The organism is Ferruginibacter sp. (genome assembly GCF_014377975.1).
Lineage (GTDB): Bacteria > Bacteroidota > Bacteroidia > Chitinophagales > Chitinophagaceae > Ferruginibacter.
This window is the reverse complement of sequence record NZ_JACMOO010000204.1, coordinates 1-2,958: the sequence shown is the minus strand read 5'-3', so window position 1 is coordinate 2,958 and position 2,958 is coordinate 1. Positions and strand designations below refer to the sequence as shown.

2 protein-coding genes are annotated in these 2,958 nt (G+C 38.1%); both read left to right on the top strand.

Annotated features, from left to right (window positions below; all coding sequences use genetic code 11):
* The first annotated feature begins 507 nt into the window (after positions 1-507).
* Positions 508-1,464: a hypothetical protein gene (locus tag H7254_RS11450; protein ID WP_301933095.1), complete on the top strand. Its 957-nt coding sequence runs from the start codon at positions 508-510 to the stop codon at positions 1,462-1,464.
* 92 nt (positions 1,465-1,556) lie between these two features.
* A complete protein-coding gene (locus H7254_RS11445) occupies positions 1,557-2,948 on the top strand; it encodes a PP2C family serine/threonine-protein phosphatase (RefSeq protein ID WP_301933094.1) in 1,392 nt (463 codons plus the stop codon).
* The last annotated feature ends 10 nt before the right edge of the window (positions 2,949-2,958 follow it).

Here is a 2,958-nt window from a genome sequence, read left to right as displayed (position 1 = left end):
TTTCTTCCCATGCCTCGTCAGAATAAATAAAGACCCTGGCCGTTTCCAGGCAATCTATATTAGTTACGGGGATATAGTTTTGTTCTCCATCCTCATCCGGCAGCGAAATAAATCCACTTATCAAAATCGCTTCTACATCGACCACTTTCATCAGATCATGAAATCAATAAAAAAATTAAACCAATTCGCTGCATCGAAAAAATACGATTTAACATTTCCTTCAATCTAAATTCAACGCTTTTGCAATTCGTTAAGAATTCACTCCTTAATTTTAAACCTCATTCAATAAATACATTTTTGAATTATTTTAAATTATAGCTATTCAGACAAGACTTCTACATTAATAAATTCTTAGTACTTACACAGCGATCCGTGTTAAAAAGTCGCACAATAAACAGTCAATAATAACGAGTTAACAACGATGGAAAAAGGCTGGCGTTATCAATCAATTGGTACTCCGGGGCAAAGAGTTGTACTTTTTTGCAAAACCTAAACTAAGAAAAACACATGCATACGAATATGGCTCCCAATTTCTGGCAACGCATCGGCGTACAAAACTGGTTTTTAAAAAAAGAGGCAGATTGTGTTGCCATGGCAACGCTTTCGCCAGATACAGTTCATAAATATATTATCGAAAAATTCCAGGATTCCATTACTGAGTTGTCCTTCGCGGGAAGGGTTATATTTTATCATGAATACATCATTTGTTTTAGTCCGCCCGACTACAATAAATTTATGGATAACAACAAAGGCATATTCGGATTTATTATCCAGGAAGCGGTAAAGTCATTTTATACCATTTTGCAAGAACACAAGCAACAGGGTAAAAAAATAACGCCGTCCTCCAACAAATGGGTTTTTCGTTTTGTGTCGCACCCGGATTATGGACCCGGTGATAAAAGTTTTATTGGTAAACTGTTGCCCGGCAATTCAGCCCCGAAGCAAAAAGACGATAGTCTGCGGGTTACTTTTATTCCCCGGCAAACGGGCATTGCGCAAACATTTGATATTGCAGATGAACTGTTAAAAGACTTTACTTTTTACAGTGATGGTTATTATGAAATTCCCTATTGGCAGGGGCTTGTGGCGGAAGAGTCGGGTACGCCCATTGCATCAAAGTATTTTGCCCGGTTTGAGATAATCCTTCCGGATAAACAGTATGCCGGCAAAAAGCTGGAATATTTTATGAAGCGGGAACAGATCACCGTTTCGGGAAGTGAAGAAAATTCAACACAGGAAACTATTTTTAAAATCCCATCCGAATGGGTATCCACGCCACATTTACTGATTCGCTTTGATAAAACCGCTGACAAATTTATGCTGAGTTCTTTTGGAGAAAAAACAATCATCAACGAAATAGAAATAAAAAACAGCGACCCCGCAACACCAAAGTGGACGGAGCTTCCACTCAATTCAAGGATTGTATTAAATGGCATTGTAACCATCAACATTTTTAAAGTTTGATATGGATAAAATACTGGCAATAGCGCTGCTGGTGATCAGCATCATTTTGTTGATCGCTAATTTTTCTGAAATAAAGCAAACACACAATAAAAATGGGTGAATATTTTGTGGGCATAACAGACAAGGGTAAACGAAGAGATCACAATGAAGATACCTTTATTGCCTGCGAATTTTTCAACAAAGAATTCGTTGTGGCCTGTGTAATTGACGGTGTAGGCGGTTACAGCGGCGGCGAAGTTGCGGCAGCAATTACCAGGTGTGTTATACTGGATCATCTTAAAAATTTACCGGCAGATATTATTGCAACACTTCACACTGCTGTCTCTGCAGCCAATGTTACAATAAGGGAAGAAAGGAAGAAGGGTAATAAACAGGAGCAAATGGCCTGTGTGCTTACCTGTGCGGTAACAGACATACAAAATAATAAGCTTTACTATGCCCATGTTGGCGATACAAGGTTGTATCTTTTAAGAGACCATTCGCTGGTGAAATTATCAAAGGATCATTCTGTAGTGGGTTTTTTGGAGGAGTTAGGTCGGTTGTCGGAAGAAGATGCGATGAGTCATCCAAGACGCAACGAAATTACCAAAGCGCTGGGCTTTGAAGCAGACATCCACAAGATCAATGATTTTATTGAAACAGGCCAATCGCCCTTTCTTCCGGGAGATACCATACTGGTATGCAGTGATGGATTAACCGATATGATTTCTACTGCCACAATTTCGGCTATACTGCTACAGAAAATTAGCCTCACTGAAAAAGCAAAAGAATTGGTGGCTGCAGCAAATGAAGCCGGGGGTAATGATAATATTACTGCGGTGCTTGTACAAAATAATAAGCAACCTACACCAACGGTTGCATTAAAGCCGTTTGAAAGAAAAAGTACTACAGCGAAAAATCCAATTCCTGTAAGCAACAATTCATCTGAAGAAAAGCCGGATCTGCCGGCTACCCGTAAAGGCAGTTTAATTATATTATTAATCCTGTTTTCTCTTGGCATTTTAGCAGTGTTGTTATTTCAAAATAAATCCGCTGTACCTGCAAATAATGTTGTTTTAAAATCAGTACCAGTGTGGCCGGAAAATGACACCCTGGAGCAGTTTATGCGAATGGTAAAAGATTCTACTAAAAATTATTCCTTTAACCGGGGAGCATCTTTACTGAATGTGCAGAAACCGGTTTTTATCAGTAAAGACAGTTTCTACATAAAAGGAAACGGAGTTACTATTATCAGTGATTCAAATTATAAAGGTGCTGCATTTATCATCAGCAATACTGCAAAACACATTGTATTGGATAGCATTGTTTTTAAAAATTTTGATGTGGCTGTTGCGGTTCAAAAAAGCAATGTAGAATTTAAAAATATACAATTCATCAATTGCCGTGTGCCTGTACTTTACCAATTATCATTTACCGGTACGATGATATCAGGGCTTTTAAAAGATTCCATATTTATTCCTGTTTCAAAATTTAAAAAACTTTAAATGGCGTCTC

Bases quoted from the DNA above. Each gene is read 5' to 3' on its own strand.
- H7254_RS11450 (WP_301933095.1), top strand. From the start codon at position 508: ATGCATACGAATATGGCTCCCAATTTCTGGCAACGCATCGGCGTACAA.
- H7254_RS11445 (WP_301933094.1), top strand. From the start codon at position 1,557: ATGGGTGAATATTTTGTGGGCATAACAGACAAGGGTAAACGAAGAGAT.